Source organism: Burkholderia pseudomultivorans (assembly GCF_001718415.1).
Taxonomy (GTDB): domain Bacteria; phylum Pseudomonadota; class Gammaproteobacteria; order Burkholderiales; family Burkholderiaceae; genus Burkholderia; species Burkholderia pseudomultivorans_A.
The window spans coordinates 3,233,203-3,259,002 of sequence record NZ_CP013378.1 but is presented as its reverse complement, the minus strand read 5'-3'; the positions used below and the strand labels follow the sequence as shown (position 1 = coordinate 3,259,002).

Annotated in this window: 25 protein-coding genes; 18 read left to right on the top strand and 7 right to left on the bottom strand. The window is 67.0% G+C overall.

Features of this window, described 5'->3' with window-relative positions; all coding sequences use genetic code 11:
- Position 1 precedes the first annotated feature (1 nt).
- The 6 genes from pgeF to WS57_RS27305 all read left to right on the top strand — a co-directional run bounded on the left by pgeF (position 2) and on the right by WS57_RS27305 (position 7,121).
- Complete coding sequence (gene pgeF, locus WS57_RS27330) at positions 2 to 835, top strand: peptidoglycan editing factor PgeF (RefSeq protein ID WP_069245111.1); 834 nt, start codon at positions 2 to 4, stop codon at positions 833 to 835.
- 362 nt (positions 836 to 1,197) lie between these two features.
- The gene (gene phaC / locus WS57_RS27325; protein ID WP_059512692.1) at positions 1,198 to 3,063 is read left to right on the top strand and encodes a class I poly(R)-hydroxyalkanoic acid synthase; all 1,866 of its coding nucleotides are present in this window, start codon (positions 1,198 to 1,200) and stop codon (positions 3,061 to 3,063) included.
- 99 nt (positions 3,064 to 3,162) lie between these two features.
- The gene (locus tag WS57_RS27320; RefSeq protein WP_040127488.1) at positions 3,163 to 4,344 is read left to right on the top strand and encodes an acetyl-CoA C-acetyltransferase; all 1,182 of its coding nucleotides are present in this window, start codon (positions 3,163 to 3,165) and stop codon (positions 4,342 to 4,344) included.
- A 114-nt stretch (positions 4,345 to 4,458) separates the two neighbouring features.
- Positions 4,459 to 5,199 (top strand): 3-ketoacyl-ACP reductase, encoded by a 741-nt coding sequence (locus WS57_RS27315; protein ID WP_009687792.1) that lies wholly within the window; start codon positions 4,459 to 4,461, stop codon positions 5,197 to 5,199.
- A 118-nt stretch (positions 5,200 to 5,317) separates the two neighbouring features.
- Positions 5,318 to 5,884 carry a polyhydroxyalkanoate synthesis repressor PhaR gene (phaR, locus tag WS57_RS27310; protein WP_009687793.1) on the top strand — a complete coding sequence of 189 codons (567 nt, stop codon included), beginning with the start codon at positions 5,318 to 5,320 and terminating at the stop codon, positions 5,882 to 5,884.
- 400 nt (positions 5,885 to 6,284) lie between these two features.
- A complete protein-coding gene (locus WS57_RS27305; protein WP_069245110.1) occupies positions 6,285 to 7,121 on the top strand; it encodes a lysozyme inhibitor LprI family protein in 837 nt (278 codons plus the stop codon).
- A 66-nt stretch (positions 7,122 to 7,187) separates the two neighbouring features.
- On the opposite strand, the gene WS57_RS27300 is transcribed toward WS57_RS27305, so the two are convergent.
- Positions 7,188 to 7,442: a hypothetical protein gene (locus tag WS57_RS27300; protein WP_009687795.1), complete on the bottom strand. Its 255-nt coding sequence runs from the start codon at positions 7,440 to 7,442 to the stop codon at positions 7,188 to 7,190.
- 282 nt (positions 7,443 to 7,724) lie between these two features.
- On the opposite strand from WS57_RS27300, the gene WS57_RS27295 reads away from it, so the two are divergent.
- The 6 genes from WS57_RS27295 to WS57_RS27270 all read left to right on the top strand — a co-directional run bounded on the left by WS57_RS27295 (position 7,725) and on the right by WS57_RS27270 (position 13,001).
- Positions 7,725 to 8,027 carry a type II toxin-antitoxin system HigB family toxin gene (locus WS57_RS27295; protein WP_009687796.1) on the top strand — a complete coding sequence of 101 codons (303 nt, stop codon included), beginning with the start codon at positions 7,725 to 7,727 and terminating at the stop codon, positions 8,025 to 8,027.
- A gap of 4 nt (positions 8,028 to 8,031) precedes the next feature.
- Positions 8,032 to 8,394: a helix-turn-helix domain-containing protein gene (locus tag WS57_RS27290; protein WP_009687797.1), complete on the top strand. Its 363-nt coding sequence runs from the start codon at positions 8,032 to 8,034 to the stop codon at positions 8,392 to 8,394.
- Between the two features lie 415 nt (positions 8,395 to 8,809).
- Entirely contained in the window at positions 8,810 to 10,171 is a 1,362-nt protein-coding gene (gene rimO / locus WS57_RS27285) for a 30S ribosomal protein S12 methylthiotransferase RimO (protein WP_040127485.1), read from the top strand.
- Positions 10,172 to 10,174: 3 nt separating this feature from the next.
- Positions 10,175 to 11,101, top strand: a complete 927-nt coding sequence (locus WS57_RS27280) for a sugar kinase (RefSeq protein WP_040127484.1) — start codon at positions 10,175 to 10,177, stop codon at positions 11,099 to 11,101.
- Between the two features lie 50 nt (positions 11,102 to 11,151).
- Positions 11,152 to 11,706, top strand: coding sequence for a hypothetical protein (locus WS57_RS27275; protein WP_059518503.1), 555 nt, complete (start codon positions 11,152 to 11,154; stop codon positions 11,704 to 11,706).
- 113 nt (positions 11,707 to 11,819) lie between these two features.
- Positions 11,820 to 13,001 (top strand): cystathionine beta-lyase, encoded by a 1,182-nt coding sequence (locus WS57_RS27270; protein ID WP_069245109.1) that lies wholly within the window; start codon positions 11,820 to 11,822, stop codon positions 12,999 to 13,001.
- Positions 13,002 to 13,076: 75 nt separating this feature from the next.
- Here WS57_RS27270 and serB read toward each other — a convergent pair whose 3' ends face one another.
- Together serB and WS57_RS27260 are read right to left on the bottom strand one after the other, a co-directional pair.
- Positions 13,077 to 13,922, bottom strand: a complete 846-nt coding sequence (gene serB, locus WS57_RS27265) for a phosphoserine phosphatase SerB (RefSeq protein ID WP_009690169.1) — start codon at positions 13,920 to 13,922, stop codon at positions 13,077 to 13,079.
- Between the two features lie 175 nt (positions 13,923 to 14,097).
- On the bottom strand, positions 14,098 to 15,051 hold the full coding sequence (locus WS57_RS27260; RefSeq protein ID WP_059518501.1) for a LysR family transcriptional regulator: 954 nt from the start codon (positions 15,049 to 15,051) through the stop codon (positions 14,098 to 14,100).
- A gap of 123 nt (positions 15,052 to 15,174) precedes the next feature.
- On the opposite strand from WS57_RS27260, the gene WS57_RS27255 reads away from it, so the two are divergent.
- Together WS57_RS27255 and WS57_RS27250 are read left to right on the top strand one after the other, a co-directional pair.
- A complete protein-coding gene (locus WS57_RS27255) occupies positions 15,175 to 16,191 on the top strand; it encodes a zinc-binding alcohol dehydrogenase family protein (RefSeq protein WP_009690167.1) in 1,017 nt (338 codons plus the stop codon).
- Positions 16,192 to 16,350: 159 nt separating this feature from the next.
- Positions 16,351 to 16,902: a DUF6013 family protein gene (locus WS57_RS27250; protein WP_009690166.1), complete on the top strand. Its 552-nt coding sequence runs from the start codon at positions 16,351 to 16,353 to the stop codon at positions 16,900 to 16,902.
- A 62-nt stretch (positions 16,903 to 16,964) separates the two neighbouring features.
- On the opposite strand, the gene WS57_RS27245 is transcribed toward WS57_RS27250, so the two are convergent.
- Positions 16,965 to 17,768, bottom strand: a complete 804-nt coding sequence (locus tag WS57_RS27245) for an ABC transporter permease (protein ID WP_069245108.1) — start codon at positions 17,766 to 17,768, stop codon at positions 16,965 to 16,967.
- Entirely contained in the window at positions 17,765 to 18,466 is a 702-nt protein-coding gene (locus WS57_RS27240) for an ABC transporter ATP-binding protein (protein ID WP_040127477.1), read from the bottom strand. Before WS57_RS27240 ends, WS57_RS27245 begins: the two co-directional genes overlap by 4 nt.
- Before the next feature lie 152 nt (positions 18,467 to 18,618).
- Here WS57_RS27240 and WS57_RS27235 point away from each other — a divergent pair, with 152 nt between their 5' ends.
- The 3 genes from WS57_RS27235 to WS57_RS27225 all read left to right on the top strand — a co-directional run bounded on the left by WS57_RS27235 (position 18,619) and on the right by WS57_RS27225 (position 23,568).
- Positions 18,619 to 20,910, top strand: a complete 2,292-nt coding sequence (locus WS57_RS27235; protein ID WP_059518498.1) for an AsmA family protein — start codon at positions 18,619 to 18,621, stop codon at positions 20,908 to 20,910.
- 144 nt (positions 20,911 to 21,054) lie between these two features.
- On the top strand, positions 21,055 to 22,647 hold the full coding sequence (locus WS57_RS27230; RefSeq protein ID WP_040127475.1) for an ABC-F family ATPase: 1,593 nt from the start codon (positions 21,055 to 21,057) through the stop codon (positions 22,645 to 22,647).
- Between the two features lie 444 nt (positions 22,648 to 23,091).
- Positions 23,092 to 23,568 (top strand): DUF2501 domain-containing protein, encoded by a 477-nt coding sequence (locus WS57_RS27225; RefSeq protein ID WP_009693072.1) that lies wholly within the window; start codon positions 23,092 to 23,094, stop codon positions 23,566 to 23,568.
- Between the two features lie 99 nt (positions 23,569 to 23,667).
- Here WS57_RS27225 and WS57_RS27220 read toward each other — a convergent pair whose 3' ends face one another.
- Complete coding sequence (locus tag WS57_RS27220; protein WP_059518496.1) at positions 23,668 to 24,714, bottom strand: zinc-dependent alcohol dehydrogenase family protein; 1,047 nt, start codon at positions 24,712 to 24,714, stop codon at positions 23,668 to 23,670.
- 133 nt (positions 24,715 to 24,847) lie between these two features.
- On the opposite strand from WS57_RS27220, the gene WS57_RS27215 reads away from it, so the two are divergent.
- On the top strand, positions 24,848 to 25,312 hold the full coding sequence (locus tag WS57_RS27215; RefSeq protein WP_040127467.1) for an Lrp/AsnC family transcriptional regulator: 465 nt from the start codon (positions 24,848 to 24,850) through the stop codon (positions 25,310 to 25,312).
- 22 nt (positions 25,313 to 25,334) lie between these two features.
- Here WS57_RS27215 and WS57_RS27210 read toward each other — a convergent pair whose 3' ends face one another.
- A complete protein-coding gene (locus tag WS57_RS27210; RefSeq protein WP_009693075.1) occupies positions 25,335 to 25,700 on the bottom strand; it encodes a hypothetical protein in 366 nt (121 codons plus the stop codon).
- Between the last annotated feature and the right edge of the window lie 100 nt (positions 25,701 to 25,800).

Below are 25,800 nucleotides of genomic sequence, written 5' to 3'. Positions count from 1 at the left end.
GATGACCAACCCGCTGACCTGGCAGGATTGCGTGCAGCCCGACTGGCAGGTGTCGCCGCGCGTGCGCGCCTTGATCACGACGCGCAACGGCGGCGTCAGCGAGGGCCCTTACGGGCGCTGGCGCGACGGCGCAGTGTTGCCGGGCGGGATGAATCTCGGCCTGCATACGGGCGACGACCCGGCGCATGTCGCCGAGAACCGTGCGCGACTGCTCGCGCTGGCCGGCCAGCCGGATGCGGCGTGGCTCGAGCAGGTCCACGGCGCGCAGATCGTGCGTGCGGACGAAGTCATTGCGGCCGCGCCCGCTGCCGCAGCGCCGGTACGGGCCGACGCGAGCGTTACCGACCGCGCGGGCGCCGTCTGCGTCGTGATGGTCGCCGATTGCCTGCCGGTGCTGCTCTGCGATGCGCAGGGGCGCGCGGTGGGCGCGGCGCACGCGGGTTGGCGCGGGCTCGCGGCCGGCATCGTCGAGCAGACCGCGGCACGCGTCGCGACGCTCGCAGGCGGCGATGCGAGCGAACTGCATGCTTTCCTCGGGCCGGCAATCGGCCCGCGGGCCTTCGAGGTCGGCGCGGACGTGCGCGACGCATTTCTCGACACGGCCCCGCAGTCGGAGCATGATGAAACCCGGCGCGCGTTCGTCGCGCTCGACGGCGCGCCCGGCAAGTTCCTCGCCGACCTGTATGCACTCGCGCGTCTGCGCCTGGCGCGTGCCGGCGTCGCGCACGTGAGCGGCGGGACCGCCTGCACGGTCGCCGAACGCGAACGGTACTACTCGTACCGACGCGATCGCGTCACGGGCCGCATGGCCGCGGCGATCTGGCTGGCCGATTGACCGCGTCGCGCATGCGGATGCATTTTGCTGCGTTGCGAAATCGGGTTATCTCGATATTGATGCGACACGGCGGCGCCGCATGCGCGACCGAATGAAAAATCGCGGAGTCAAGTCAATCAAAATGTTTTATGTTTCTCCGAAAGCCTTGTCCCGCCTGTTGCGCGTGGATTATCTCCGGGCTGAAATGTTCAGCGGTTTGATGTGGCGCTTCACATGGGGAAAACGATAATGATAAAAATACCGCACTGCGGCAGAATCTGGAGACGCCTCTCCAGGACATGACGGCCCGGCTCGCAGCCGGCATGCCGCGCAGCGAGCAGGATTTCACGATTGACGCTCAGGAATCACCGGTAAGGCAGGTAATGACAGCATCGAAAAATTCGTCGACGTCCGCTCAGGCGGGCACTTCCGCGGGCAGCGCGGGATTCGGTCCGGCAGCCCAGCCGATGCAGCAGATGTTCGAGGCGTGGGTGAACGCGTGGCGCGGTTTTGCGGATCCGGCGCGCGCCGCGACCGCATCGGCCGCGGTGAATCCGTTCGCGACATTCCAGTTCCCGACTTCGTTCCCGTTCCAGATGCCGTCGATGCCCGATTTCGGCGGCGCCGCGTCGCCGTTCGCGGGGCTGAAGCTGCCGGCTGCCGCGATCCCGCCCGAGCGGCTTCAGAAACTGCAGGCCGACTATGCGCGCGACTGCATGACGCTGATGCAGCAGGCCGTCGCCGCGAAGCTGGAGTCGCCCGAGCTGAAGGACCGCCGCTTCAGCGGCGACGCGTGGAAGGCGTCGCCCGCGCATGCGTTCGCGGCCGCGTGGTATCTGCTCAATGCGCGCTATCTGCAGGAACTGGCCGACGCGCTCGAGACCGATCCGAAGACGCGCGAGCGCATCCGTTTCACGGTCCAGCAATGGACGGCTGCCGCCGCGCCGAGCAACTTCCTCGCGCTCAATCCCGATGCGCAGAAATCGATTCTCGAGACGCAGGGCGAAAGCCTGCGGCAGGGGATGATGAACCTGCTCGGCGACATGCAGCGCGGAAAGATTTCGCAGACCGATGAATCGCAGTTCGTGGTCGGCAAGAACCTCGGGTGTACCGAAGGCTCGGTCGTCTACGAGAACGACCTGATCCAGCTGATCCAGTACGCGCCGAAGACGGACCAGGTGTTCGAGCGGCCGCTGCTGATCGTGCCGCCGTGCATCAACAAGTTCTACATCCTCGACCTGCAGCCCGAGAATTCGCTGGTCGCGCACGCGCTGTCGAACGGCCATCAGGTGTTCCTCGTGTCGTGGCGCAACGCCGATGCGTCGGTCGCGCACAAGACGTGGGACGACTACATGAACGAAGGGCTGCTCGCGGCGATCGACGCCGTGCAGCAGATCAGCGGTCGCGAGCAGATCAACACGCTCGGCTTCTGCGTCGGCGGCACGATGCTCGCCACCGCGCTCGCGGTGCTGGCCGCCCGCGGTGAACATCCGGCCGCATCGATGACGCTGCTGACCGCGATGCTCGACTTCACCGATACGGGCATCCTCGACGTGTTCGTCGACGAGGCGCACGTGCAGATGCGCGAGCAGACGATCGGCGGCAAGAACGGCGCGCCGCCGGGGCTGATGCGCGGCGTCGAGTTCGCGAACACGTTCTCGTTCCTGCGCCCGAACGATCTCGTGTGGAACTACGTCGTCGACAACTACCTGAAGGGCCGCACGCCGGCGCCGTTCGACCTGCTGTACTGGAACAGCGATTCGACGAGCCTGCCCGGGCCGATGTACGCGTGGTACCTGCGCAATACCTATCTCGAGAACAAGCTGCGCGAGCCGGGCGCGCTGACCGTATGCGGCGAGCCGGTCGACCTGTCGCGGATCGACGTGCCGACCTTCATCTACGGGTCGCGCGAGGATCACATCGTGCCGTGGCAGACGGCCTATGCGTCGACGTCGATCCTGACGGGGCCGCTGAAGTTCGTGCTCGGCGCGTCCGGGCATATCGCCGGCGTGATCAACCCGCCGGCCAAGAAGAAGCGCAGCTATTGGGTCGACGACGGCGACCTGCCGGCCGACGCGGACGACTGGTTCGCCGGTGCGACCGAGCATCCGGGCAGCTGGTGGACGACCTGGGTCGAATGGCTCGACCAGTACGGCGGCCGCAAGGTCGCGCCGCCTGCCGAACCGGGCTCCGCGCAGTTCCCGGTGATCGAGCCGGCGCCGGGCCGCTACGTATTGCAGCGCGATTGACGAAAGCTGGACGACGGCGCACGCTGTCCGGTGCGCCGCGGTTTTTTTAACAGGGCTGGTAGCGATGCGCCGTGTCGCGCGGGCCTGGAGGAAAGGGAAATGACGGACGTAGTGATCGTATCGGCCGCGCGGACCGCGGTCGGCAAATTCGGCGGTTCGCTGGCGAAGATCGCGGCACCGGAGCTGGGCGCGACGGTGGTTCGCGCGGTGCTGGAGCGTGCGGGCGTGAAGCCCGAGCAGGTGAGCGAAGTGATCCTGGGCCAGGTGCTGACGGCGGGCTCGGGCCAGAATCCGGCGCGCCAGTCGCTGATCAAGGCCGGGCTGCCGAGCGCGGTGCCGGGGATGACGATCAACAAGGTGTGCGGCTCGGGCCTGAAGGCGGTGATGCTGGCGGCCAACGCGATCGTCGCGGGCGACGCGGACATCGTGATCGCGGGCGGCCAGGAGAACATGAGCGCGGCGCCGCACGTGCTGCCGGGCTCGCGCGACGGCTTCCGGATGGGCGACGCGAAGCTGGTCGACACGATGATCGTCGACGGGCTGTGGGATGTGTACAACCAGTACCACATGGGGATCACGGCGGAGAACGTCGCGAAGGAATACGGGATCACGCGCGAAGAGCAGGACGCGTTCGCGGCGCTGTCGCAGAACAAGGCCGAGGCCGCGCAAAAGGCGGGCCGCTTCGACGACGAGATCGTGCCGGTGTCGATCCCGCAGCGCAAGGGCGAGCCGCTGCAGTTCAAGACGGACGAGTTCGTGCGTCACGGCGTGACGGCGGAGTCGCTCGCGGGCCTGAAGCCGGCGTTCGCGAAGGACGGCACGGTGACGGCGGCCAACGCGTCGGGGATCAACGACGGCGCGGCGGCGGTGCTGGTGATGTCGGCCAGGCGCGCCGAGGCGCTGGGGCTGACGCCGCTCGCGCGGATCAAGGCCTACGCGAACGCGGGCGTCGATCCGAGCGTGATGGGCATGGGTCCGGTGCCGGCATCGCGCCGCTGCCTGGAGCGTGCGGGCTGGACGCCGGGCGACCTGGACCTGATGGAGATCAACGAGGCGTTCGCGGCGCAGGCGCTGGCGGTGCACAAGCAGATGGGCTGGGACACGTCGAAGGTGAACGTGAACGGCGGGGCGATCGCGATCGGCCATCCGATCGGCGCGTCGGGCTGCCGGATCCTGGTGACGCTGCTGCACGAGATGGTCAAGCGCGATGCGAAGCGCGGGCTGGCGTCGCTGTGCATCGGCGGCGGGATGGGCGTCGCGCTCGCGGTCGAGCGTCCGTAAGCGGCTGTCCGGCCAACCGTATCCCGGCGCCGGCCGGTTGCAGCACCGGCCGGCGTCGCGTGAAGTCAGAGGGGGCTTCGGCAACTCTCGAAACCAAAAAATGGAGTGAGATTTATGTCTCAGCGAATTGCTTACGTAACGGGCGGGATGGGCGGCATCGGCACCAGCATTTGCCAGCGCCTGTCGAAAGACGGCTTCAAGGTGGTGGCAGGCTGCGGCCCGAACTCGCCGCGTCGCGTGAAGTGGCTCGAGGACCAGAAGGCGCTCGGCTACGATTTCATCGCGTCGGAAGGCAACGTCGGCGACTGGGACTCGACCAAGGCGGCGTTCGACAAGGTCAAGGCCGAAGTCGGCGAAATCGACGTGCTGGTCAACAACGCGGGCATCACGCGCGACGTCGTGTTCCGCAAGATGACGCATGAAGACTGGACTGCCGTCATCGATACCAACCTGACGAGCCTGTTCAACGTGACGAAACAGGTGATCGACGGGATGGTCGAGCGTGGCTGGGGCCGCATCATCAACATCTCGTCGGTGAACGGTCAGAAGGGGCAATTCGGCCAGACCAACTACTCGACCGCGAAGGCCGGTATCCACGGCTTCACGATGTCGCTCGCGCAGGAAGTCGCGACGAAGGGCGTGACGGTCAACACCGTGTCGCCGGGCTACATCGGCACCGACATGGTGAAGGCGATCCGTCCGGACGTGCTCGAGAAGATCGTCGCGACGATCCCGGTGCGCCGCCTCGGCGGGCCGGACGAAATCGGCTCGATCGTCGCGTGGCTCGCGTCGAACGATTCCGGCTTCGCGACGGGTGCCGACTTCTCGCTGAACGGCGGCCTGCACATGGGCTGAACCCCCGGGCGGCGCGGGCCGGACAGCCGCGCGGCCCGGTGTTTCCGAAGCGCCCCGCCACCCGGTTTCGGGAGGCGGGGATTCGTCACTTGCGCTACGCTGCACTCAAAGGCGTTACATGACTACTACAAAGAAGACGGCCGAACGGCTCATCAAGAAGTATCCGAACCGCCGGCTCTACGATACCGAGACGAGCACGTACATCACGCTTACCGACGTGAAGCAACTCGTGCTGGACCAGGAGGATTTCAAGGTCGTCGATGCGAAATCCAATGAAGACCTGACGCGCAGCATCCTGCTGCAGATCATTCTCGAAGAGGAAAGCGGCGGCGTGCCGATGTTCTCGTCGTCGATGCTGTCGCAGATCATCCGCTTCTACGGCCATGCGATGCAGGGCATGATGGGTACGTACCTGGAAAAGAACATCCAGGCGTTCATCGACATCCAGCACAAGCTCGCGGATCAGTCGAAGAACCTGTACGACAACAACGCGATGAACCCGGAGATCTGGTCGCAGTTCATGAACATGCAGGCGCCGATGATGCAAGGGATGATGACCAGCTACATCGAGCAGTCGAAGAACATGTTCGTGCAGATGCAGGAGCAGATGCAGAACCAGGCGAAGTCGATGTTCAGCACGTTCCCGTTCAAGCAGCCGGGCGCGTCGGAACCCGAGAAGAAGTAGCGATTTCGCGGTGCCGGCCGCGGCGGCGCGCACCGTCGGATGGCCGGCGTCGTGAGGCGAGGCGGCGCGAGAGGCGGCCGGTCGCGTGCCCGGGCGCGACGACGCGTGCGGCGACCGCCCGCCGGAAGCCATCGTCGACGGCCGTCCATGGCCGTCGACGCCGAATGCCCGCGCCCGCAACCGCGCAGGGCTGACCGTTGTCCGGTCATCGATCGATATCCCATTCGCATCAGAACGCAGGCCCGCGCGTGCCATGTCCGATGGCGCGCGGCCGTTTCGGCGATAATGCCTGCGCCGCGGGCCCGGCGTTGCCGCGTGGCGGCACCCCTGAATTGAAAAGAGGTGCGACGCCGGGTTCGAGCGGCGCGGCCGAACAATAACGAACCGACTGAGAGCAAGCATGCGAGGGATTCGATTGGCGTCGATGGTGGGGCTGGCCGGGCGGGCAGCGATGTTCGTGCTGGGTATCGGTGTCGCCGGGCCGGGTTTTGCGATGGACTGCGCGAAGGCCACGCAGGCGATCGAAAAGCGCATCTGCGGCAATGCCGGATTGCGGGCAGCCGATACGCGGATGAATGCCGCCTATGCGGACGTGCTGAAGATTGCGCCGGACGCCGCCGTTCACGACATGCTGGTGCGCAGCCAGCGCCGCTGGCTCGCGGCGCGCAACAATCGTCTCGACGCCGATTACGAAGGCCGTCCGCTGGCTGTCGCCGAAGTGCGCAAGATGATCGATCAGCGGACCGCCGAACTGGCCGATCGCTCCGACAAAGGATTGATCGCGCGCGCCCAGGCCGAGCGCCGGTGGCTGGCGAAATATACCGGCGGCCCGCTGACGGGCTTCGACGCGAGCTGCGATTTCATTCCGCTCGACGCCAGCGGCTCCCATGTTTCGTATGCGTGCTTCGGCGCGGTGCACGTGCAGCATCGCGCACGCGTCTGCAGCCAGAGCGAGGACTGGGCGACCGGTGCGGTCTACCAGTATCGCGCGGTCAGTGCGGCCGATGGCGGGAAGGTGCGCCCGGTTGCGTTCTGCGAGGCGCAGGCGCATGCGCAGGCGTGCGATAACGGAGGGGCACGGTCGGGTTGGACGCGTGCGGAGGCGTCCGATGCGGACAGCCATGCCCCCACGCCGGCGGCCGGCTTGCCGCAGCTCGATGCGGAAATGTGGCCGATCGGCGACGGGGACGATGCGGTGTGGTTCGAGCGGTGCCTGACGGCGGCGACGTTTCCGTGAGCGCGGGACGGTTGCCAGGCTGCTTTGGCGAGGCGCTTTAGGACGGTGTCACGGAGGAGCGGTGAATCACGATTCCGGGTCGAAGCCGTGATCGTCATCCGCAGGCGGCAGGTCGAGCACGAGCTTGACCGCGCTGTAGTTGGCCTTGAGCGAGAACACGCGGCCGATTACCAGAAACGTCTGCTGCGAATGTTCGAGCTCGACGAAATCGCCGGGTTGCGGCACGTGGGCGCCCTGGTCGTATGAAAAGCTCGTGCTGGTCTGCTCGTCGATGGCTTCTGCTGCCTGGTCGGTGAATTCGATCGTGATGTGGGTGGTCATGCGAACCCCGGAGTGGTGGGTTGAAGGGATCAAAGGCCTCGATTTTCTCATTAGTTCGGCGGTGGTACGGGGTTTCGGCGGTGCGGCGGCATGTAAATCGGGGTCGTAGCATGGGCAGATGGCTCGCCGCGAGGGATCTTCGATATTCGATCCATGCCCACTTGTCGGTTCGATATGACGGAGCCGCCAACGATGGGATCGCCTGCCGACTGCTTCTGACTCGGAGAAGCCAGATTCCACGCGGTGTTGCTGGAGTCCCAAATTGGGACTAAAATGCGTGGCATGCGAATCGTTGCCAAAAGAACCCTCCTGACCTTCATCGAGCGCCACGCGCAATCCGAGCAGCCGCTGCTCGCGTGGCACGCCGAAGCGTCGAAGGCGGTCTGGAAGACCCCGCAGGACATCAAGAACCAGTACGCCAGCGCGAGCTTCGTCGGCAAGAACCGCGTGGTGTTCAATATCAAGGGCAACGACTTCCGATTGATCGTCGCAGTGGCGTACCAGATCGGCGTGGTGTACGTGAAGTTTGTCGGCACGCACGCGGAATACGACAAAGTGGACGCCGCGACCGTGGAAATGGAGTAACGATATGGACATTCAACCGATTCGAACCGAGGCAGATTACGACGCCGCCCTGAAGGCGGTGTCTGCACTCGTCGACGCCGATCCGGCGCCCGGTACGCTGGACGGAGATCGGCTTGAAATTCTCGCGATCCTCGTCGAGAAGTACGAGGCCGAGCATTTCCCGATGTCGGCGCCGACGCCGATCGAAGCTATCCGGTTTCGAATGGAGCAGGCTGGCCTGACGGTGCCCGACATGCAGCCGTATATCGGGAACAGCAACCGCGTGTACGAGGTGCTGTCCGGCCGGCGTGCGTTGAGCCTCAACATGATCCGCAAACTGCATGACGGGCTGCATATTCCGGCTGACGTGCTGATAGGGCGCGCTTGAGCGATGCCGCGAAGTGGCGCGGGAAGATAAGCCTCTCTTGGAAGCGACGCGAAGAGATTGTTACCAAGCAGAGCGGGGGCGAGCGTCCCCCTGTCATCTCGGGCAGGACGAGATGAAACCGCCGAAGGCAGATCCGCTCGGGTGGCGCGCAATGGACCTTGAAGGCCGCGCTGGCCCCCCTCGACTACCGGCACGGACGTGGTCGGCCCGTTCGATCCCCGACCACGCGGAGGAATGCCTGAGCGCCCTTTTCCCCAAGTAAAAGGGACGCATCCAGTTTCCGCTAGTGGCCCGCTACCCCCCGGGCCACCTATTCAAGCCATCGGTCTATGCCGCCCCGTGGCCGCTTATTTTGGCTCGCCAAACCTAAATGGCTGTAAACTCACGCTTTTGCCGCCACGCCCCCACATTCCAGATGTCCCAGTCCCCCAAAGTAGGCTTCGTCAGCCTTGGCTGCCCCAAGGCCCTCGTCGACTCCGAACAGATCATCACGCAACTGCGTGCCGAAGGCTATGAAATCTCCGGCACCTACGACGGCGCCGACCTCGTCGTCGTCAACACCTGCGGCTTCATCGACGAAGCCGTGCAGGAAAGCCTCGACGCGATCGGCGAGGCGCTGACCGAGAACGGCAAGGTGATCGTCACCGGCTGCCTCGGCGCGAAAGCGAGCGCAAGCGGCGCGAACCTCATCGAGGAAGTCCATCCGAAGGTGCTCGCCGTCACCGGCCCGCATGCGGTCGGCGAAGTGATGCAGGCCGTGCATTCGCATCTGCCGAAGCCGCACGACCCGTTCGTCGATCTCGTCCCGGCGGCCGGCATCAAGCTCACGCCGCGTCACTACGCATACCTGAAGATTTCCGAAGGCTGCAACCATCGCTGCACGTTCTGCATCATCCCGTCGATGCGCGGCGACCTCGTGTCGCGTCCGGTCGCCGAAGTGATGCTCGAGGCCGAGAACCTGTTCAAGTCGGGCGTGAAGGAACTGCTCGTGATCTCGCAGGACACCAGCGCGTACGGCGTCGACGTGAAGTACCGCACGGGCTTCTGGAACGGCAAGCCGATCAAGACGCGCATGACCGACCTGGTCGCCGCGCTCGGCGAACTCGCCGCGCAGTACGGCGCGTGGGTGCGCCTGCACTACGTGTATCCGTATCCGAGCGTCGATGAAGTCATTCCGCTGATGGCCGAAGGTCCGTTCAAGGGCCACGTGCTGCCGTATCTCGACGTGCCGTTCCAGCACGCGCATCCGGAAGTGCTGAAGCGCATGAAGCGCCCGGCGAACGCGGAGAAGGTGCTCGAGCGCGTGCAGAAGTGGCGCGAGATCTGCCCGGACCTGACGATCCGCAGCACGTTCATCGCGGGCTTCCCCGGCGAGACGGAAGAACAGTTCGAAACGCTGCTCGACTTCATCCGCGAGGCGGAACTCGATCGCGTCGGCTGCTTCGCGTATTCGCCGGTCGAAGGCGCGAGCGCGAACGAGCTCGACGGCGCGCTGCCCGATGACGTCCGTGAAGAACGCCGCGCGCGTTTCATGGAAGTCGCCGAGGAAGTGTCCGCGAAGCGGATGGAACGCAAGGTCGGCAAGACCGTCAAGGTGCTGATCGACGAGGTCAGCGCCGAAGGCGGGATCGGCCGCACGGCGGCGGATGCGCCCGAGATCGACGGCGTCGTGTACGTCGAGCCGGCGACGAAGGCGTCCAAGCGCTACAAGGTCGGCGATTTCGTGTCCGTGAAGATCACGGGCGCCGACGGCCACGATCTGTGGGGCGAGGTCTAAGCGATGGCCGCTGCATTTCCGGAGATCCTCGCGCTCGGCGAGGCGATGATCGAATTCAACCAGTCGCAGCCGGGGCGCGCGGAGTTCCTGCAGGGCTTCGGCGGCGACACGTCGAACTTCTGCATCGCCGCGTCGCGTCAGGGCGCGTCGACGGGCTTCGTGTCGGCGGTCGGCGACGATCCGTTCGGCCGCCTGCTGGCCGATCTGTGGCGCGCCGAAGGCGTCGACACGACCTTCGTCCGGATCGATCGCACGGCGCCGACCGGCGTGTATTTCGTCACGCACGGCGCTGACGGTCACCAGTTCGACTATCTGCGCGCGGGCTCGGCCGCGAGCCGCTATGCGGCGGCCGATCTGCCGCTCGATGCGCTGGCGGCCGCGAAGGCCGTGCATCTGTCGGGCATCAGCCTCGCGATCAGCACGAGCGCGTGCGACGCCGCCTTCGCGGCGATCGACCACGCGCGCAGTCGCGGCGCGAAGGTCAGCTTCGACACGAACCTGCGCCTGAAGCTGTGGCCGCTGCCGCGCGCCCGCGCGGTGATGCGCGAGGCGCTGCGCCAGACCGACATCTGCCTGCCGAGCTGGGATGACGTCACCGCGCTCACCGGCGCGGACGACCGCGACGCGATCGTCGACGCGATGCTCGAACATGGGCCGCAGGTCGTCGCGCTGAAGCTCGGCAAGGAAGGTGCGTATGTCGCGACGCCGCACGAGCGGCGCGTCGTGCCGGGCTTCGCGGTCGAGGCCGTCGACGCGACGGGTGCGGGCGACTGCTTCGGTGGCGCATTCGTCGCGCGGCTCGTCGCCGGCGACGATCCGTTCGCGGCCGCGCGCTACGCGAACGCGGCGGCGGCGCTGTCGACGACGGGCTACGGCGCGGTCGCGCCGATTCCGCGCAGCGACGCGGTCGCGCGCCTGATGCAGGGTTGACGCGCATCGCTGCGATTGACGAGCGAATCTGAAGCAAGGAGCAATACAACGTGGGTCGATTTCCGCAATGGCAACGGGCATGCGTTGTCGCATGCGCACTGGCGGCGGGCGTCGCGATGAACGCGGCGGTCGCGGCGGTCGCGGCGCCCGCGGCTGCGCCGGACGCGCAGCAGCAGGACGACACGGCGCCCGCGCGGCCGCTGCGACCGAATCCCGAATTCGCGCGCCTGCCGCGCTACGAAGGCACGCTCGGCGACCGGCCGATCGTCGTGCATCTCGGCCCGAAGACGGACGAGGAGGGCGTGCACGGCGAGTACCAGTTCGCGGACACCGGCGAGGTGATCCTGCTCGCGGGCGACCGCGACGGCGACACGCTCGAAATCGAGGAGTCGAACGACGGCACCAACATCACGGGCGTGTGGATCGGCCGCTTCGATGCGACGGGCGACCTGAAGGCCGACCGGATGAACTCGGACGAATCGGATCCGCAGCCTGTCGTGCTCCATCCGGCGCCGGCGAAGCGCGCGGCGCTGCAGGTGCGTGACGGCCGCGTGCAGGAGATCGAAACGGTGGGCGGCATCATGAATCTGCGCACCGACGACTGAGCCCGTGCTGGCTCGGTGCGCGTGGCGCGCATTGTACCGGGCCAAACGCGCCGGTTTTGGCTAATCTACCGGCATATTCCGCAACCGTACGGCCGTTTGCCCGGCTTTCCGTCATGACTGCATCCACTCCCAAGCGCACGCTGCAAACCCGTATCGTTCAACCCGACGACGTCATTCCGGAAGGCTTCCGTTCGTTCGTGCCGCCGGTCGCGCGTGCGTCGACGGTCGTGTTTCCCGACCTGGCGACGATGCGCCGGCTCGACTGGCGCAACGACAACCAGTGGCGCTACGGGCTGCATGCGACGCCGACTTCGCTCGCGCTCGCGCAGCGGCTCGCCGACATCGAGGGCGGCACGCACGCGCTGCTGCAGCCGTCGGGCCTCGCGGCGATCATGAACGTCTACTTCGGGACCGTGAAAGCCGGCGACGACGTGCTGATTCCGCATAACGTGTACGGTCCGAACGCCGATTTCGGCAACTGGCTCGCGAAGGATTTCGGCGTCGCCGCGCGCTTCTACGATCCGCTCGTCGGCGCCGGCATCGCGGACCTGATCCAGCCGAACACGCGCCTGATCTGGATCGAGGCGCCCGGCTCGGTGACGATGGAAGTGCCCGACGTGCGCGCGATCACGGCGGCCGCGCAGGCGCGCGGGATCGTCACCGCGATCGACAACACCTATTCGGCAGGCCTCGCGTTCAAGCCGTTCGAGCACGGCGTGGACATCTCGGTGCAGGCGCTGACCAAGTACCAGTCGGGCGGCAGCGACTTGCTGATGGGCGCGACGATCACCGCGAACGCGGAACTGCACGCGCGGCTGAAGCTTGCGCGGATGCGCTGCGGCGTCGGCGTGTCGGTCGACGACTGCTCGCTCGTGCTGCGCAGCCTGCCGAGCATGCAGGTGCGCTTCGACGCACACAGCCGCAGCGCGCTGGCGCTCGCGCAGTGGCTGAAGGCGCGGCCCGAGATCGCGACCGTGCTGCATCCGCAATTGCCGGATTGTCCGGGGCACGAAGCGTTCAAGCGCGACTTCACGGGCGCCGGCGGCTTGTTCTCGGTGGTGTTCGACGCGCGTTACAGCGCGGAGCAGGTCGATCGCTTCGTCGAGGCGCTGGAGCTGTTCGCGATCGGCTGGAGTTGGGGCGGCGCATGCAGCCTCGCGATGCCTTACGACGTCGCGTCGATGCGTCCGGACTGGCCGCATCGCGGCACGCTGGTGCGGTTCTACGTCGGTCTCGAGGACGAAGCCGACCTGCGCGCGGACATCGAGCGCGCGATGCAGGCGACGCTCGGCTGATCCGTTCTGCCGAAAAACCGGACGCCGGCGCGATGCACCATCGCGCCGGCGTTTTTCTTGGTGCGCTTCGGCGCGTCAGAACAACCGCAGCAGACCGTCGAGCCCGACGTGATCGAACGCGACCGTCGCCGCGTTGCGCACGACCGGCTTCGCATGGAACGCGACCGACAGGCCGGCTTCGGCCATCATCTTCAGGTCGTTCGACCCGTCGCCCATCGCGATCGCGCGATCCGGCGCGATGCCGAGCGATGCGCACGTATCGCGCAGCATGCGCGCCTTCACGTCGGCGTTGACGATTTCGCCGAGCACCTTGCCGGTCAGCTTGCCGTCGACAATCTCGAGCGTGTTCGCGTGCGCGTAGTCGAGGCCGAGACGCGCCTTCAGGCGCTCGGTGAAGAACGTGAAGCCGCCCGACACCAGCAGCGTCTTGAGGCCGGCCGCCTTCACGCCGGCGAGCATCGTCTCGGCGCCCGGCGACAGTTGCAGCCGTTCGTCGTAGACGCGCTCGAGCGCGGCTGCATCGAGCCCGGCGAGCAATGCGACGCGGCGCGTGAGGCTTTCGTTGAAGTCGCGGATCTCGCCGCGCATCGACGCTTCGGTGATCGCGGCAACCTGCTCCTTGAGCCCGCAGAAATCGGCGATCTCGTCGATGCATTCGATCGTGATCAGCGTCGAATCCATGTCCATCACGACGAGCCCGAAGTCGCCGAGCGTGCGGCCGGCTTCGACGAACGCGAAGTCGAGCGCGTGCGTGCCGCAATACGCATCGATGTCGGGGCGCTGCGCGGGGCTGACGTCTTCGATGCGCAGCGCGTGGTCGCCGGTCTGCACGATGCGGGTGCCGCGCGACAGCGCGAGCAGCGGTTTGCGATGCGCGTCCGACAGCGGCGCGAGGCTCTGGATGACGAGGTTCTGGGTCATGACGGGATGGTTGGAAGCGAATGAAACGCATGCGCGGCCGTCGAGCGGCCGCCGGCGGACGCGGGCCCGTCCGGGATCGGCCGGGCGCGTCGCGAACGCGACATTGTAGCCGTTTGGCCGCGCGCCGCGCGCCGCGTTCCGCTCGCCGCTGCGGACCGCGCGCGAGGCCGCCGCGCTACCGCGCGTCTTCCCGGTCCCAGTACGGCGGATCGCCGAAATGTTCGGCCAGGAACGCGATGAACGCGAGCGTCTTCAACGGCACGTGCGCGCGGCTCGGGTAGACGGCCCAGATCGCGACGTCGTCGGCGAACGGGTAGTCGTCGAGCACGGTCACGAGCGCGCCGCTCGCGAGCAAGGGGCCGACGTCCCAGGTCGACTTGATCGCGATGCCGAAGCCGTCGACCAGCGCCTCGCGAATCGCCTCGCCGTTGCTCGCGACGAGCCGTCCGCCGACCCGTACGGTCAGCGGCCCCTGCGGCGTTGCGAACGACCAGTCGCGCTGGTCGCCGAGGATCACGCACTCGTGTTGCTCCAGATCGACTGGATGACGCGGCGTGCCGCGCTCGGCGAGATAGGCGGGCGAGCAGCACAGCACGCGGCGGTTCACGGCGAGCTTGCGCGCGACCAGCGTCGAATCCTTCAGCGCGCCGAGCCGGATCGCGACGTCGTAGCCTTCGTCGACCAGGTCGACGAGCTCGTCGGACAGCCGCAGGTCGAGCGAGACGGACGGATAGCGGCGCAGGAACGCGGGGATCACGGGCGCGACGTGCTGGCGGCCGAACGACGACGACATCGACACCTTGAGCCGCCCGTACGGTTCGCTGCGGCCGTGGCCGACCGATGCGCGGGCGGCATCGGCGGCCGACAGCAGCGCGGCGGCGCGGGCCATGAAAACTTCACCGTCCTGCGTGAGACTGATGCGGCGCGTCGTGCGATGCAGCAACCGCGCGCCGAGCTGGCGCTCGAGCTGTGCGATGCGCGCGCTGGCGACCGCGGCCGACACGCCGAACTCGCGCCCGGCGGCCGTCACGTTGGCAAGCAGCGCCGCGCGCACGAACAAGCCGACGTCGAGCAGGTCGAGCGGCTTGTCGGGCGCCGGGATCGGGGTGGACGGCGGGTCTGACGTCATTATTTGGAAAATCCTGAAAATGTTTCAGGAAATATAGCGGTTTTCTCGAAAGATCGCGCGGCCTACGATGGCAGTCATGGGGCCGCGCCGCGGCCCGCCGATTTCCGATCAAGGAGCTTCGAGATGAAAGCCGTTGGACTGACCCGCTATTTGCCGATCGACGACCCGCAGGCGTTGCTCGACGTGGAACTGCCGCAGCCCGTGCCGGGCCCGCGCGACCTGCTCGTGAAGGTCGAGGCGATTGCCGTGAATCCGGTCGACACCAAGGTGCGCGCGCCGAAGCCGCAGGTCGAGGACGCGCCGCGCGTGCTCGGCTGGGACGCGGCCGGCACCGTTGTGGCGGTTGGCGCGGACGTCACGCTGTTCCGGCCCGGCGACGAGGTGTTCTACGCGGGCAGCATCACGCGGCCCGGTGCGAACAGCGAGTTCCATACGGTCGACGAGCGGATCGCCGCGCTGAAGCCGCGCACGCTCGATTTCGCCGCATCGGCCGCGCTGCCGCTGACCGCGCTGACGGCCTGGGAGGCGTTGTTCGACCGGCTGGGCGTATCGCCGCAGGGCGCGGACGCCGGCAAGTCGGTGCTGATCATCGGCGGTGCGGGCGGCGTCGGTTCGATCGCGATCCAGCTCGCGAAGACGCTCGGCAAGCTGCACGTGATTGCGACCGCGTCGCGGCCCGCATCGGCCGACTGGGTGCGCTCGCTCGGCGCGGACCAGATCGTCGACCATTTCGGCGATCTGCCGGCGCAGTTGCGCGAAGCCGGTCATCCGAACGTCGACTACGTGCTGATCTTCAACGACACGGACCGCCATTTCCCGGCGGCGGCCGAGGTGATCCGGCCGCAGGGCGGGATCTGCACGATCGTCGAGAACGCGAAGCCGGTGCCGGTCGAACTGCTGAAGGCGAAGAGCGCCGCGTTTCACTGGGAATTCATGTTCACGCGCGCGATGTTCGAGACGCCGGACATGATCGAGCAGCACCGGATCCTCGGCGAGGTCGCACGGCTCGTCGACGGCGGCACGCTGCGCACGACGCTCGGCGAGCAGCTCGGCACGATCAACGCCGCGAACCTGCGACGCGCGCATCAGCAGCTCGAAGCGGGACGTGCGATCGGCAAGCTGGTGCTGAGCGGTTTCTGAACCGGCGTCGCGCGTACGGACCCATCGCCGCGAACGCAAGCGGGGTAACACCCGATGCGTTCGCGACGCATCGGGTGCCGCTTGGCGGTAGACTGGCAACGCATCATGCATCGATAACCGCGCGGCACGCGCGTGCCGCCGTATACCAAGGAGGTCAGCATGAGCCAACGCAGCTTGTCAGTCGCCGCATCGTGGTCGTTCGTGTTTGCGGCGGCATGCGTCAGCGCGAGCGTGTTCGCCGCGCCGCCGGTCAAGGGCAGCCTGAAGGGCGGCGGCACCGGGCAGCTCGACTACACCGTCAAGGTCGACTCGAAGACCTTCGGCAATACGCAGGAAACCCGCAAGATCCGCTCCGGCGAAACGGACGACTTCAACTGGAAGTCGGTGCCGCCGGGCGGCGCGGTCGCGATGCCCGACGGCTGCCCGAACGCCGACAACCTGCCGCGCGACGCGAACGGCGCGATGGTGCGCCAGACGCAGGTCCGGCTCGCGCCGTCGGTCGATGCGAAGGGCATGGCGAACGTGCAGATGAGCTTCCAGGCAGCCGCGCCGAAGGGCACGCGGACCGTGACGGCCGGCGGCAAGTCGCTGCAATGCCCGGAAGTGGTGTCGGTGAGCCAGGTGAAGTGGCTGTCGCTGTCGACCAACGGGGGCTCGAAGTCGGTCACGCTGAGCGACGGCACCAAGGTCACGCTGTCGATCAAGCACTGAGCGCCGTCGCGCGCGGCCCGGCCTGATGCCGGTTGCGCGCACAACGTGCGTACCGCCGCCCGTCAGGTCGCGCGCTCCTCGAGCCGCGATGCGAGAAAGCGGTGGTCGGCCGAGAACAGCCGGCGATAGGTCATCAGCACCGCGCCGACCGTGCCGAGTGCCGACGCCGCGGCGATCAGGAACATGATCACGATCTGGTAGCGCACTGCCTGCAGCGGCGACTGGCCGGCCAGCACCTGGCCGGTCATCATCCCCGGCAGGCTGACGACGCCGACCACGGCCATCTGGTTCAGCGTCGGCAGCATCCCCGCGCGCACGGCCTGGCGCGCCGCATCCTGCGCGGCTTCCCAGCGCGTCGCGCCGAGCGCGAGCGCGGTTTCGACCCGGTCGCGGCGCGCAGTCAGCTCCTCCATCATCCGCTCGACGCCGAGCGACACGCCCGTCAGCGTATTGCCGAGGATCATCCCGAGGATCGGGATCGCATATTGCGGCGCGTACCACGGATGGATGCGGATCACGACGAACAGGCCGATCGCCGCGACGAACCAGCTGCTGCACCAGATCGACGCGATGCTGTCGACGCGCTGGCCGCGATACGTGTGCTTGCCGCGTCCCGCGCCGGCGAAGCCCGCGATCAGCGTCATCAACGCGGTGAGCGGCAGCACGACATACCAGTGAGGATGACCGAATACCCAGCCGAGCACGTAGCCGATCGCGAGCAGCTGGACCACGGTGCGCACGGCGGCGAGGCCGAGCTTGTGGCCGAGCCCGAGCGACAGCGCCGCCGAAATCGCGCCGTTGATCGCGACCAGCGCCGCGGCGATGCCGACGTCGACGAGGCTCAGGTCCTGCAGCGCCGGGCTCATCGGGCGGCCTCCGTCGGATGGGCCGCGCGCAGCACGCCGGCCTGCATGATCATCCGCGTCGTGCCGATTCGCGCCGCCTGGGCCGGGTCGTGCGAGATCCACATGTAGGCGCGCGCATCGGGCGCCGCGTCGAACCATGCGCCGACCAGTGCCTCGATCGCGCGCGTCGAGTCGGGGTCGAGCGCGGAGGTCGGCTCGTCGAGCAGCAGCACGTCGGGATCGAGCTGCAGCACGCGCAGCAGCGCGGCGATCTGCGCTTCGCCGCCCGACAGTTCGCTCGCGCGCTTGTCGAGGAAATCGGCGCCGCGGCCCGCGCGTGCGGCGAGCGCTTCGGCGCGTGCACGATCGAACGCGACGTCGCGATAGATCGCGAGCGAATACGGGTAGCGCAGCTGCGTTTCGACGCTGCCGTCCATCTGCGCGGGTCGCTGGCGGACATAGGCGACGCTGCGCCGGTAGCGCGGGATCGCGCTGCGCCGGATGCGCGCGCCGCGCCACAGGATGTGGCCGCCGTCAAGCGGGTCGAGCAGCGCGAGCGCGCGCAGCAGCACGCTCTTGCCGGACCCCGACGGCCCCGTGACGGCGATTCTCGATCCCGCCGCGAGGCTGAAATCGGTCGGCGCGAGCAGGGTCTTGCCGCTGGTCGCGTCGCGCCGCGTGATGTGCTGCGCGTCGATGAGGCCGGTGGGGACGGTCATGTCACAAATGAAAAAAAGCGTTAATGTGCCGGAGCAGTGTCGGCGCGTGCGTCATAATACCTATTGAAAAGCTCGCGCGGGTGTCGTGCGCCGTCTGTCCACGTAGCGGCCCGGCATCGCGCGGCTACTTGCAGAACAACAACGGAACCGCCATGACGCTTACCCGGGCCATCGGCAAATCGGCTGCATGGATCGTCGGCATCGTCGCGGTCTTGATCGCGGCGGCCGGCGTCTTTCTTTTCACGTTCGACTGGAACCGCGCGAAGCCGTGGGTCAACGAACAGGTGAGCGCCGCGCTCGGCCGCCCGTTCGCAATCAACGGCGACATCAAGGTCGGCTGGCGCCGGCCCGACGGCGAGACCGGCTGGCGCGCGTGGGTGCCCTGGCCGAGTTTCTCCGCGACGCAAATCGAGATCGGCAACCCCGACTGGGCGAAGTCGCCGAAGTTCGCGACGCTCGATGCCGCGCACTTCGATCTCGCGATCCTGCCGCTGCTCGCGCACGAGATCGTCATTCCATCCATCGACGTCGTCAATCCCGCGATCGATCTCGAGCGGCTCGCCGACGGCCGCAATACCTGGACATTCCAGTTCAAGCAATCATCGCAGCCTTCGACGTGGAAGGTGCGGCTCGACAGCTTCGGCTTCGCGAAAGGGACCGTCGTGTATCGCGATGCGATCACGAAGGCGGACCTGACGGTCGCAATCGATACGCTCGGCCAGCCCATCCCGCTCGGCGACGTGCTCAAGGAACAGGAGCAGACGTCGCGCGCGGCGTCCGCGCAGCGCGTCGGCAAACGCGGTGCCGCGCAGTTGAGCGCGAAGGCGAATGCCGAGGCCGCGTCGAGCGCGTCGGCGGCGCAGGCGGCGAGCGGCGCGTCGTCGGCGGTGGTGGCTGCCGCCGCTTCGGCGGCTTCGGCTGCGTCCGCGTCGAAGGCTGCGCCCGCATCGAAAACGGCTGCCGCATCCGGCGCAAGCGGCGCTGCCGCGCCTGCCGCGAAACCGGCCGGCCCCACGTACGCCTTCGGGCTGAAGGTCGACGGCCGCTACAAGAACGTGCCGATCAACGGCACGGGCAAGATCGGCGGCGTGCTCGCGGTCCAGAACGCGACGCAGCCGTTCCCGCTGCAGGCCGACGTGAAGGCCGGCGATACGCGCCTCGCGATCGTCGGCACGCTGACCGATCCGATGCATCTCGCGGCGCTCGACCTGCGGCTGTGGCTGCAGGGCACGTCGATGTCGCACCTCTATGCGCTGACCGGCATCACGCTGCCCGACACGCCGCCTTACGCAACCGAAGGGCGTCTGATCGGCAACTTCAAGCCGCATGCGAGCACGTTCCGCTACGAGAACTTCAACGGGCGCGTCGGCGGCAGCGATCTCGGCGGCACGCTCACCTACGCGCAGCGTCAGCCGCGGCCCAAGCTGTCCGGCGAACTCGTGTCGAACCTGCTGCAGTTCTCCGACCTCGCGCCCGTGATCGGCGCGGATACGGCCGCGAGCAAGGCCAAGCGCGGCGACACGACGCATCAGCCGCCGGGCCGCGTGCTGCCGGTCGAGACGTTCCGTACCGACCGCTGGCGCGCGCTCGACGCGGATGTGAAGTTTACGGGCCGCAAGCTGATCAAGAGCGCGAACCTGCCGGTCACCAACCTGTATACGCACATCGTGATGCAGGACGGCGTGCTGTCGCTCGAACCGCTGCAGTTCGGCGTCGCGGGCGGCACGCTCGCGACGACCGCGCATCTCGACGGCAGCGGCGCGCCGCTGAAGGGGCGCTTCACGGTGGCCGCACGGCACCTGAAGCTCAAGCAGCTGTTCCCGACGCAGAAGGTCATGCAGTCGGCGCTCGGCGAGATCAACGGCGACGCGTCGCTGTCGGCGACCGGCAACTCGCCCGCCGCGCTCGCGGCGACCTCGAACGGCGAAGTGAAGGCGCTCGTGACCGACGGCCGCATCAGCCGCCTGCTGATGGAGGCCGCGGGGCTGAATGTCGCGAACGTCGTCTACGAGAAGCTGTTCGGCAACAACGACGTGAAGATCAATTGCGCAGCGATCGACTTCGTCGCGACCAACGGCATCCTCGATCCGAAGGTGTTCGCGCTCGATACCGACGACGCGCTGATCAACGTCGACGGCCCGATCAGCCTGCGCGACGAAACGCTGAACCTGAAGATCCACCCGCATACGAAGGGCTTCCGGATCTTCTCGCTGCGCTCGCCGCTGTATGCGAAGGGCACGTTCAAGAACCCGGACGTCGGCGTCGATGCGGGCGCGCTGGCGCTGCGCGCGGGCGCGATGGTCGGGCTCGGGCTGATCAACCCGTTCGCGGCGCTGATTCCGCTGATCGCGCCGAGCAATAACAAGGACGTGCCGTGCTCGACGCTGTTCGGGCAGATGAACGCCAAGGCGGCGCAGCGGGCGGCGGCGAAAGCCGGCAAGTGAGGCGGCGGACGGGGCGCGCGGGCGCGGCCGGATGCCGCGCGCGGCAGGCAAATTGGCGGGGCCGGAACGGTGCGGTCGGCAGTTTCTCCGACACCTGCTAAAATACACGGTTTTCCGTCGATTTCTCTCTTAACGGGACCTGCCGTGCTTTCTACTGCCAACATCACGATGCAATTCGGGCCGAAGCCCTTGTTCGAGAATATCTCGGTCAAATTCGGCGAGGGCAACCGCTATGGTCTGATCGGCGCGAACGGCTGCGGCAAGTCGACGTTCATGAAGATCCTCGGCGGCGACCTCGAGCCGAGCGCCGGCAACGTCGCGCTCGAGCCGAACGTGCGCCTCGGCAAGCTGCGCCAGGACCAGTTCGCGTATGAGGACGTGCGCGTGCTCGACGTCGTGATGATGGGCCACACCGAGATGTGGGCCGCGATGACCGAGCGTGATGCGATCTACGCGAACCCGGAAGCCACCGACGACGACTACATGCACGCGGCCGAGCTCGAAGGCAAGTTCGCCGAATACGGCGGCTACGACGCCGAGGCGCGCGCGGGCGCGCTGCTGCTCGGCATCGGCATCGAGGAGAAGTTCCACAACGGCCCGATGCGCGACGTCGCGCCGGGCTGGAAGCTGCGCGTGCTGCTTGCGCAGGCGCTGTTCTCGAAGCCGGACGTGCTGCTGCTCGACGAACCGACCAACAACCTCGACATCAACTCGATCCGTTGGCTCGAGCACACGCTCAACGAGTACAACTCGACGATGATCATCATCTCGCACGATCGTCACTTCCTGAACTCGGTGTGCACGCACATGGCCGACATGGACTACGGCACGCTGAAGGTCTGGCCGGGCAACTACGACGACTACATGCTGGCGTCGGCACAGGCGCGCGAGCGCCAGGCCGCCGCGAATGCGCGTGCGAAGGAACGCGTGGCCGAACTGCAGGACTTCGTGCGCCGCTTCTCGGCGAACAAGTCTAAGGCGCGCCAGGCGACGAGCCGTGCGAAGCAGATCGACAAGATCAAGATCGAGGAATTCAAGCCTTCGTCGCGCCAGAACCCGTTCATCCGCTTCGAGTTCGAGAAGAAGCTGCACAACATCGCGGTGGTCGCGGAAGACATCACGAAGAAGTACGACCGCACGATCTTCCAGAACTTCAACCTGTCGGTGCAGCCGGGCGAGCGCATCGCGATCATCGGCGAGAACGGCGCGGGCAAGACGACGCTGCTGCGTGCACTGCTCGGCAATCTCGCGCTCGATCACGGGACGGTGAAGTGGTCGGAGAACGCGAACGTCGGCTACATGCCGCAGGACACCTACGAGGAATTCCCGAACGACATCACGCTGATGGACTGGATCGACCAGTACCGTCAGGACGGCGACGACGAGACGATGGTGCGCGGCACGCTCGGCCGCCTGCTGTTCTCGGCGGACGACATCCGCAAGTCGGTGAAGGTGCTGTCGGGCGGCGAGAAGGGCCGCATGATCTGGGGCAAGCTGATGCTCGGCCGCCACAACGTGCTGCTGATGGACGAGCCGACCAACCACATGGACATGGAGTCGATCGAGTCGCTGCAGATCGCGCTCGAGAAGTTCGAGGGCACGCTGATCTTCGTGTCGCACGACCGCGAGTTCGTGAGCGGGCTGGCGAACCGCATCATCGAGGTGAAGACGGACGGCACGCTGAACGACTTCGGCGGGAATTACGAGGACTTCCTGGCGAGTCAGGGGCAGGATTGATGCGCTGAGTCTGTGCCAGGACCGTCGTTCAGCGTTCTGGAGTGTCTCGCAGCATGGCCCGCTAGGGGCATCTGAACGGAACGCGTAAGGCGAGACCGCCGCAAACACGAATGGCCCACATCGGCAGATTGCCGGTGTGGGCCTTCTTGCTTTGGTGGTCGGACACTCGCGCGTACGCGCTGGAAATGCTTCGGATCGCACATCGCCATTCGACCAACTCGCTCCGCGCCGGACATCGCCCGAGCCCGGCGGCCGGCGTATGCGACAAGGACAATGCACGCACCGGATGCCGCCCCCCGTCCCACGTCAACCATTGTCAAATTCCCGCGGAATCACGATGTCTGACATTTCAAATCGCGTACAGGGGCTGTCATGCCCGGATCGATTGCGTATCCTTGAATGCGCTTTACCGCACTCACGCAGTCACAACCCGGGAGGCTTTACATGAATGCACGTCTATACCGCGCGACCGTTGCCGGCGCGCTGATCGGATTGCTCGCACCGTTTTCCGTGGCCCACGCGCAGCTCGGCGACGTACTGAAGCAGGTCGGCGGCGGCGGCGATTCGGGCGGCAGCGCCGGCGGTGCGCTCGGCAATCTCGGCGGTCTTGGCGGTGCACTGGGTGGCGGCGGCGCGTCGCTGATGCCGGGCAGCACCGGCAATGTCGCGGGCGTGCTGCAGTTCTGCATCCAGAACAACTATCTCGGCGGCGCATCCGGCAGCGCATCGTCGGTGAAGGACGCGCTGCTCGGCAAGCTCGGCGGCAATGCCTCGTCCGACAGCGGCTACACCAGCGGCTCCAGCGGGATTCTGGACGCCGGCAATGGCAACAAGCTCGATCTGAGTGGTGGCGGCCTGAAGCAGCAGGTCACGAAGCAGATCTGCGACAAGGTGTTGTCGCAGGCGAAATCGCTGCTGTAAGCCGCACGCAGACAACGTTCGTGCGCGCCGAGTCGTCGCGTGCGAACGCAGAGGGCAACGCGATGCCGGACGGCGCTGTCGCGCACCGGGCACGCGCCGTCAGCCTGAAAAATCCGTCACGACCGTCACCCCGGCGCCTTCGAAGCGGTTCATGTTCATCAGCGCGTCGATCGACTGGCCGAGGCTGATTTCCTTGCCGATCAACCGGCTTGGTGCGAGCTTGCCGGCGTGCACCATCTCGAGCATTGCGTCGTATCGGTGCGCCTGCATTCCGTGGCTGCCGAGGATCTCCAGTTCGTATGCGATCACCTTGCTCATCGGCACGGCCGGCGTCGCATGCTCGCCGAGCATGAGCCCGACCTGCACGTGCCTGCCGCGGCGGCGCAGATTGCCGATCGAGTTGAAGCAGGTGGTCGGATGGCCGAGCGCATCGAGCGACACATGCGCGCCGCCGCGCGTGATGTCCTTCACCGCGTCGACCACGTCCGCGACCTGCGATGCATTGACGGTCGCCGCCGCGCCGAGCGATCGTGCGAGCGCGAGCGCCGGTTCCGAAATGTCGATTGCGACGACGTTCGCGCCGATCGCGTTCGCGATCATGATCGCCGACAGGCCCACGCCGCCGCAGCCGTGCACCGCGACCCACTGGCCGGCCGACGTGCGGCCCTGGTCGACCACCGCGCGGAACGACGTCACGAAGCGGCAGCCGAGGCTCGCCGCGGTCGCGAAATCGAGCGCATCGGGCAGCCGTACGAGGTTCAGGTCCGCGTGGTGGATGCCGACGTACTGGGCGAACGAGCCCCAGTGCGTGAAACCCGGCTGGAACTGCCGCTCGCACACTTGCTGGTTGCCCGAATGGCATTCCGCGCAGTGGCCGCAGCCGGCGACGAACGGCACCGTGACGCGGTCGCCGGCTTTCCAGCGCGTGACAGCCGCGCCCGCCGCGACGACGACGCCGGCAAGCTCGTGCCCCGGCACGTGCGGCAGCACGATGTCCGGATCGTGCCCCATCCAGCCGTGCCAGTCGCTGCGGCATACTCCGGTCGCCTTGACTTCGATCACGACGCCGTCGGGCGCCGGCGCCGGATCGTCGACGTTCATCAGCCGCGGGGCCGCGCCGAACGCTTCATAAACGACTGCTTTCACTATCTCCTCCTGTATCGAACGATGCTTTCAATATAGCCGGGCCGGCCCGGATTTATCTTTCGTTTTTCGATTGAGAACCGGATCCTTTTGAGATAGCCTTGCGACCATCGCGCGATGGCTGCAAGGAGCTTTCATGGAACAACTGGACAGGATCGATCGCGGCATGCTCGACATGCTCCAGCAGGACGGGCGCGTGTCGAATGCGCGGCTTGCCGAAGCGTTTTCGCTGAGCGAGACGTCGTGCTGGCGACGGCTGCGGCGTCTGGAGGAGGCGGGGCTGATCGAGGGCTATCACGCGCGGCTCGATCGCAGAAAGCTCGGGCTCGGCGTGATGGCGTTCGTGCAGATCGTCTGCACGCAGCACAGCGAGGCCGTGACGGCGGAGTTCGAACGCCTGATCCAGGCGAGCCCGAACGTGCTTGCGTGCGACAACACGACCGGCGAAGCGGATTTCCTGCTGCAGGTGGTCGCGGCCGATCTCGACGACTACAGCCACTTCGTCGAGCGCGTGCTGCGCAAACTGCCGGGCGTGCTGAGCATTCGCTCGAATTTGTCGCTGCGGCAGCTGAAGTCGACGCAGCGGCTGCCGATCGCGTGACGCCGCGCACCGGTGCGTGCGCTCAGTCGGCCAGCCGTTTGTCCGCGAGCGCCTTGCAGCAGTCGTCGTACACCCACTGCACCAGTTTCGCGCGGTAGTCGAGATCGTCGGTGTCGACGATTTCCTCGACCGCGTCGCGCGCCCACGTCGCATCGACGAAGCTCGCGTGGCGCTTCGCGATGTCCTGCGCGAGCGCAGCCAGCTTCGCGATCGCGAGCCAGTCGGCCTGCCGTTGATGACGGTCGAGCCAGCGGTGCGCGGCCTGCACCTGGAACGTCGCGTCGGGCCAGGATTCGTTGAGGTAAAACGCGCCGAGATTGCCGCAGGTGAGCCAGCAAAGCAGCTCCAGGCGGTCGTGCGAGCCGAGGGTATGGGGTGCGTCGGTCATGGCAGCGCTCACGAAAGGCGTCGATGCCGGGCGGCGCAGCCGCGGAAGCCGGCATCGATAGTAAAAACATAGCACGATGCGGACCATGCGGCGCACCCGG

Coding starts and splice junctions, on each gene's coding strand:
- pgeF (WP_069245111.1), top strand. CDS start 2: ATGACCAACCCGCTGACCTGGCAGGATTGCGTGCAGCCCGACTGGCAG.
- phaC (WP_059512692.1), top strand. CDS start 1,198: ATGACAGCATCGAAAAATTCGTCGACGTCCGCTCAGGCGGGCACTTCC.
- WS57_RS27320 (WP_040127488.1), top strand. CDS start 3,163: ATGACGGACGTAGTGATCGTATCGGCCGCGCGGACCGCGGTCGGCAAA.
- WS57_RS27315 (WP_009687792.1), top strand. CDS start 4,459: ATGTCTCAGCGAATTGCTTACGTAACGGGCGGGATGGGCGGCATCGGC.
- phaR (WP_009687793.1), top strand. CDS start 5,318: ATGACTACTACAAAGAAGACGGCCGAACGGCTCATCAAGAAGTATCCG.
- WS57_RS27305 (WP_069245110.1), top strand. CDS start 6,285: ATGCGAGGGATTCGATTGGCGTCGATGGTGGGGCTGGCCGGGCGGGCA.
- WS57_RS27300 (WP_009687795.1), bottom strand. CDS start 7,442: ATGACCACCCACATCACGATCGAATTCACCGACCAGGCAGCAGAAGCC.
- WS57_RS27295 (WP_009687796.1), top strand. CDS start 7,725: ATGCGAATCGTTGCCAAAAGAACCCTCCTGACCTTCATCGAGCGCCAC.
- WS57_RS27290 (WP_009687797.1), top strand. CDS start 8,032: ATGGACATTCAACCGATTCGAACCGAGGCAGATTACGACGCCGCCCTG.
- rimO (WP_040127485.1), top strand. CDS start 8,810: ATGTCCCAGTCCCCCAAAGTAGGCTTCGTCAGCCTTGGCTGCCCCAAG.
- WS57_RS27280 (WP_040127484.1), top strand. CDS start 10,175: ATGGCCGCTGCATTTCCGGAGATCCTCGCGCTCGGCGAGGCGATGATC.
- WS57_RS27270 (WP_069245109.1), top strand. CDS start 11,820: ATGACTGCATCCACTCCCAAGCGCACGCTGCAAACCCGTATCGTTCAA.
- serB (WP_009690169.1), bottom strand. CDS start 13,922: ATGACCCAGAACCTCGTCATCCAGAGCCTCGCGCCGCTGTCGGACGCG.
- WS57_RS27260 (WP_059518501.1), bottom strand. CDS start 15,051: ATGACGTCAGACCCGCCGTCCACCCCGATCCCGGCGCCCGACAAGCCG.
- WS57_RS27255 (WP_009690167.1), top strand. CDS start 15,175: ATGAAAGCCGTTGGACTGACCCGCTATTTGCCGATCGACGACCCGCAG.
- WS57_RS27250 (WP_009690166.1), top strand. CDS start 16,351: ATGAGCCAACGCAGCTTGTCAGTCGCCGCATCGTGGTCGTTCGTGTTT.
- WS57_RS27245 (WP_069245108.1), bottom strand. CDS start 17,768: ATGAGCCCGGCGCTGCAGGACCTGAGCCTCGTCGACGTCGGCATCGCC.
- WS57_RS27240 (WP_040127477.1), bottom strand. CDS start 18,466: ATGACCGTCCCCACCGGCCTCATCGACGCGCAGCACATCACGCGGCGC.
- WS57_RS27235 (WP_059518498.1), top strand. CDS start 18,619: ATGACGCTTACCCGGGCCATCGGCAAATCGGCTGCATGGATCGTCGGC.
- WS57_RS27225 (WP_009693072.1), top strand. CDS start 23,092: ATGAATGCACGTCTATACCGCGCGACCGTTGCCGGCGCGCTGATCGGA.
- WS57_RS27215 (WP_040127467.1), top strand. CDS start 24,848: ATGGAACAACTGGACAGGATCGATCGCGGCATGCTCGACATGCTCCAG.
- WS57_RS27210 (WP_009693075.1), bottom strand. CDS start 25,700: ATGACCGACGCACCCCATACCCTCGGCTCGCACGACCGCCTGGAGCTG.